Below are 4,545 nucleotides of genomic sequence, written 5' to 3'. Positions count from 1 at the left end.
CCTCTTCGAGGGTTCGTGGGGCGGCGAGCCCGGCGGCAAGCTGATCATCGACCAGACGGAGTTCCGCAAGGTTCTCGTCGGACTAGGCATCCCCGACCGCGGCCCCGCAGTCGACTTCGAGAAGGACCGCGTGATCGCCGTGACCGGCCGTCCGCGCGAGAACGCCTGCCGCGACACGAAGGTCGTCGCCGCGCGCCTCGACACCCCCGAGGAAGCGACGTTCGAAGTGGAGGAAGTCGTGGCCTCCGTCGGCGCCAACTGCCCCAAGGCCTCGATGCAGCCCCGCCTCTTCCTCTACCGCGTCCCGGCCACGGTGATGCGCGTCAAGGTTTCCTCGCGCGACGCCAACTGACCAAGACCGCCCGCCGAGGCGGGCTTCCTGCCTCCGCCGAACGACGCGCCGCCTGATCGCGGCGCGTCGTTCTGTTTGCGCGCCGCCTCCCTCCGCCCGATCGACAAGCACCGCCGTCCCGTATTCGGAACAGCGGCGATTGCGCGACCCCGACCCGCGTCAATATTCTGTACAGACACCGCTTGGGGGGACACGATGGACGGCGAAAGGGGGATTTCTCGGCGCAGTCCGGAACTCGTCGTTGGGCTGGTCGGCGCCGCAGGGGCTGATCTCGACTCGGTGACGCGCATGGTTCGGAGCGCCGTCGCGCCGATGGGATACGAGACCATCGACCTGAGGCTGAGCGAGCTTCTTCACGACGTGTCCTGCTTCGCGAATCTCTCCGCCGCCGCTCCTGAAGACGATCGCATCGCCGCGCATCAGGACGCCGGCAATGGATTTCGCGAGCGGATGGAGCGCGGAGACGCGGTGGCGCTTCTGGCGGTCGCCGCAATCCGCCGCATCCGCAAACAGCGAAACGCCGAGTGGGGGAATGCCGCCGACGCGCCGCTCGTCGCCACGGCGTTCATCCTGAGGTCGCTCAAGACGAGGGAAGAGGTCGAGACTCTTCGGCGAATCTACGGAAACGCGTTCGTTGCGCTGGGAATCCACTCCGCGGCGACGGTTCGCGCGGACAATCTCGCGCAAAAGATCGCCTTATCTCGGCATGACCCGCACTCGGATCGATACAAGGCGCGTGCTCACGAACTACTGATCAAGGATCAAGAGGAGCCGGGCAAGAGATACGGGCAAGACGTCGCGCACGCCTTCCCGGAGGCGGATGTCTTCTTTGGACTTGACCAGCCGTTCGAGCCCGAGAAAGACATGGCGCGTTTCTTCAACCTGTACTTCGGTCACCCCTTCATCACCCCGACGCGGGACGAATTCGCCATGTTCTTGGCGCACGCCGTCGCCCTGCGGTCGGCGGATCTCTCCCGACAGGTCGGGGCGGTCATCGTCGCGGACGAGGGCGACGTCGTCGCCGTCGGGACGAACGAGGTCCCCAAGGCCGGCGGCGGCCTCTATTGGGAGGGCGATCAGCCTGACGGGCGCGACTTCCGCCAAGGCGCCAACGTGTCGGTCCAGTACCGGCGGAGCGCCCTGGCGGAGGTCTTCGAGCGACTTTCGCAAGGCCGGTGGCTACGCGCCGAGTTCGAGGGCAAGACGGTCTCGGAGTTGGCCGACCAAGCGCGCGAGTTGATGGCGGGAACCCAAATCATGGGGTCGGGCGAATACGGGCGGATGGTGCACGCGGAGATGGCGGCATTGATGGATGCGGCTCGACGCGGCGCCGCGACGCAGGGACTGCGTCTTGTTACGAACCTCTTCCCCTGCCACAACTGCACCAAGCACATCGTCGCCGCGGGACTGAAGGAAGTCATCTTCCTTCACCCGTATCTCAAGAGCCTGGCTTTTCAACTTCACGGCGATTCCGTCGAAGCGGAGCAGTCCGGCTCCGGACATCGCGTGTGGTTCCGGCCGTTCATCGGCGTGGGGCCGCGAAAGTACACGGAGCTGTTTCGCATGCGGCGCAGAAAGTCGGCGGACGACGAGTTGATCCGCTGGGAACCGCAGGCGGCGGCGCCCTGTCTGCACGAGAGCGTCACGGCGATCCTCGAGCGCGAGGGCGTGGCGTGCGCCGAACTGAATCAGCTCATGAAGAGGGCGGACCTCAGCTATGCTCCGATGCGTTGAGGTGGGCTAAACTGCTGCGGGAGGTCGCTATGGACGAACTGAAACCGGGGTTCCTTGGGCTGGAAGTGCGCGAGACGCTCGAGGAAGTCGCGCAGTGGCCCGCGTGGCGACTCGAGGAGTACGGGCTCCGGATCGAGGCGCAGGATCTGATCGACGTCGGCACGGATCCGGTCGAAGCGGCTCGCCTCGTCGCCCTTCAGCAAGCATCCGCAAGGCCTCGCTGACGCGGGCGGGACACGAGGAGGCCGCGCAGAAGACCTTGCTGGGCATTCGGCTCCGCTGACTGCCGGCGTCGGAGGGGGAGATGGACATCAAGCGCAACATGACGACACCGGAATCGCGGCGGTTCTGGGCGGGTGTCGAACGCGGCGCCGCACGATATGCAGCGCTGCCGCAGGAACAACAAGGCGTGTTGGGCGTCCTCGGTCGTCCCGTCTCGGATCAGACGCCGCAGCGAGCCGAGCGGATGGCCAGCCCGGGCCTGAAGCTGCGCCGCGAATCCAGCACCGCGCGCTGACGATGGCCGGCGGCCTCGGTCCAGCCGGCGGCGTTCCTGTTCGCAGAGCCCAGAAGTCCCGTTGCCGAAATTCGAACGGAGAGCCGGAATCCCGGCGGAGGTGCTGCGATGGCGGTCCAACGGAATCTCGACACGGAGCAGGCGCGCCTGTTTTGGGCGTGCGTCGATGAGGGCGCGAAGCAGTACATGGCGTTGCCGGAAGAACGGCGGGGCGTGCTTGGTACCCGCGGGGCGGCGGCTGCGGGCGACAAGCCGGCCTGTGCCGAGCAACAGCGGCCGGTGGGCCTGACCACGACGCCGAGGCCCAGCCCGGCGCGTTAGCGATCGCCGTCGGGCGGATCGGTCAACCGTCTCGCGCCTTTCGCCGCCGTCAGCCGCCGCTCCGCACAGCCCATCCGCTCTCGACGCTCCTCCCGTTCGCCCGCATCACCAAGGCGGCGCTCTCTCTAATCACGCCGAACTCCGGTGCGCAACGGCGTCAGAACAGCGCCGCCTGATCCTCGTCGGCCGCGGCGCCTCGAGGCCCGTCGTCGGGGGCGCCGTCGCGGCGCCGCAGCGCGGCCAGATCGTCCGGTCCGCGCACGGCGACGAACTCCCGCCGCGTCGCGGAGTACACGAGAACCGGCTTCCGCCGCGCGACCAGCCGCTCGACGTTGGCCAGCGTGCCGCGGCTTGTCCCGTCCCACAGCATCAGCCCGACCGTCGCCTCGTCGGCCAGCGCGACGTCCTTCGCCGCGTAGAACTCGAAGCCGCGCTTCCCCGCGGGCGCGGGCGCGGCGCGCAGCGGCCAGCCGCCCACGTTGTTTCGGCAAACGCCGCCCGTGCAGAACACCGTGACGAGCTCGTAGCCCCGCGCGGCGAAGAACGCCTGCACCGCGCGGTCCGCGCCGCTCGCGTCGCCGACCACGACCGGCAGCCGCCGCTCGACGATCTTCTCGAGCCGCCGCACGACCTCGTCGGCCAGCCGGGTCACGCGCCGCGACCCGCCGATGAAGACGACCGTCACCGAAGCGTCCTCGTTCTCGTCAGCGCCAGCGCAAACACGTCCGCCGCGCCGCCGGCGCCGACGCACACGCCTCACGTTATACGCCTCCAATGCTCTGCAACGCCGACTCCCGACGCGCCTCGCGGCGACCTTGATCAACCGCGTCCCGCGGCCGCGACGCGCGCTCCGGACCTGGCCAGCCGATTCCCGGCGGCGACGCTCTCCGCAAGCGGCGACACACCGCCCCGTCGCACGCGAGGGAACGACCCGCGACCGACGAAACGCCGGGGGCCGACGGAGGGTAAACTGCGCCCGGGAGGTCGCCATGGATGAACTGAAGCCAGGGTTCCTTGCGGTGGAGCTGCGCGAGACGCTTGAAGAGGCCGCGCAGTGGCCGGCGTGGCGGCTCGAGCAGTACGGGATTCGCATCGAGGTGCAAGACCTCATCGACGCCGGCACGGATCCCGCGGAGGCGGAGCGCCTCGTCGCCCGTCGGAAAGAACCCGCGAAACCGCGCTGAGATTCCGGGACCGGCGTAGTCCGGCGGCCGGCCTTATGCGGCGCAAATCGGCGGCGCGTCGCTCGCGCCGATCCGCCCGCCGAAGGGAGCGACCCGATGCCCGACAAAGACGCGCTCTTCCCCCGCGCCGGCGACCGGAACACCTGCTACCTCAAGAACTACGTGACCCGCCCGAACATCGTCGTCGGCGACTACACGATCTACCACGACTTCGACGACCCGACGGCCTTCGAGCGGAAGAACGTCCTCTACCAGTACCCCTCGAACGACGACAAGCTGCGGATCGGCAAGTTCTGTTCGATCGCCCACGGCGCGAAGTTCGTCCTCAACGGCGCGAACCACACCCTGCGCTCCGCCTCGACCTACCCCTTTCCCGTGATGCGGGAGGAGTGGGGCCTCGACGTTCCGTTCAGCGCGGCGTGGGACAACAAGGGCGA

Annotated in this window: 8 protein-coding genes; 7 read left to right on the top strand and 1 reads right to left on the bottom strand. The window is 68.4% G+C overall.

From position 1 onward, the window contains the following. From LLG88_12345 to LLG88_12325, 5 genes are all read left to right on the top strand, one after another. On the top strand, positions 1-352 hold a 352-nt coding region (locus LLG88_12345), incomplete at its 5' end, for a hypothetical protein (protein MCE5247693.1). A 195-nt stretch (positions 353-547) separates the two neighbouring features. Next, complete coding sequence (locus LLG88_12340; protein MCE5247692.1) at positions 548-2,086, top strand: deaminase; 1,539 nt, start codon at positions 548-550, stop codon at positions 2,084-2,086. A 29-nt stretch (positions 2,087-2,115) separates the two neighbouring features. Beyond that, positions 2,116-2,310: a hypothetical protein gene (locus tag LLG88_12335; protein ID MCE5247691.1), complete on the top strand. Its 195-nt coding sequence runs from the start codon at positions 2,116-2,118 to the stop codon at positions 2,308-2,310. Positions 2,311-2,390: 80 nt separating this feature from the next. Beyond that, the gene (locus LLG88_12330; protein ID MCE5247690.1) at positions 2,391-2,603 is read left to right on the top strand and encodes a hypothetical protein; all 213 of its coding nucleotides are present in this window, start codon (positions 2,391-2,393) and stop codon (positions 2,601-2,603) included. A gap of 108 nt (positions 2,604-2,711) precedes the next feature. Continuing rightward, a complete protein-coding gene (locus tag LLG88_12325; protein ID MCE5247689.1) occupies positions 2,712-2,924 on the top strand; it encodes a hypothetical protein in 213 nt (70 codons plus the stop codon). A 157-nt stretch (positions 2,925-3,081) separates the two neighbouring features. Here the strand turns inward: LLG88_12325 and LLG88_12320 are convergent, their stop codons facing one another. Continuing rightward, the gene (locus LLG88_12320; GenBank protein ID MCE5247688.1) at positions 3,082-3,609 is read right to left on the bottom strand and encodes a hypothetical protein; all 528 of its coding nucleotides are present in this window, start codon (positions 3,607-3,609) and stop codon (positions 3,082-3,084) included. 304 nt (positions 3,610-3,913) lie between these two features. Here LLG88_12320 and LLG88_12315 point away from each other — a divergent pair, with 304 nt between their 5' ends. Together LLG88_12315 and LLG88_12310 are read left to right on the top strand one after the other, a co-directional pair. Then, positions 3,914-4,108: a hypothetical protein gene (locus tag LLG88_12315; GenBank protein ID MCE5247687.1), complete on the top strand. Its 195-nt coding sequence runs from the start codon at positions 3,914-3,916 to the stop codon at positions 4,106-4,108. Positions 4,109-4,204: 96 nt separating this feature from the next. Continuing rightward, positions 4,205-4,545: acetyltransferase (locus tag LLG88_12310; GenBank protein ID MCE5247686.1), on the top strand; the 341-nt coding region annotated here is incomplete at its 3' end.

The sequence above is a fragment of the bacterium genome (assembly GCA_021372775.1).
Classification (GTDB): domain Bacteria; phylum Acidobacteriota; class Polarisedimenticolia; order J045; family J045; genus JAJFTU01.
Note: the sequence above shows the minus strand (reverse complement) of the source record. Positions and strands in the feature narration are given on the sequence as shown.

Excerpts from the sequence above, each read along its gene's own strand:
- LLG88_12340 (MCE5247692.1), top strand. The coding sequence starts at position 548 with ATGGACGGCGAAAGGGGGATTTCTCGGCGCAGTCCGGAACTCGTCGTT.
- LLG88_12335 (MCE5247691.1), top strand. The coding sequence starts at position 2,116 with ATGGACGAACTGAAACCGGGGTTCCTTGGGCTGGAAGTGCGCGAGACG.
- LLG88_12330 (MCE5247690.1), top strand. The coding sequence starts at position 2,391 with ATGGACATCAAGCGCAACATGACGACACCGGAATCGCGGCGGTTCTGG.
- LLG88_12325 (MCE5247689.1), top strand. The coding sequence starts at position 2,712 with ATGGCGGTCCAACGGAATCTCGACACGGAGCAGGCGCGCCTGTTTTGG.
- LLG88_12315 (MCE5247687.1), top strand. The coding sequence starts at position 3,914 with ATGGATGAACTGAAGCCAGGGTTCCTTGCGGTGGAGCTGCGCGAGACG.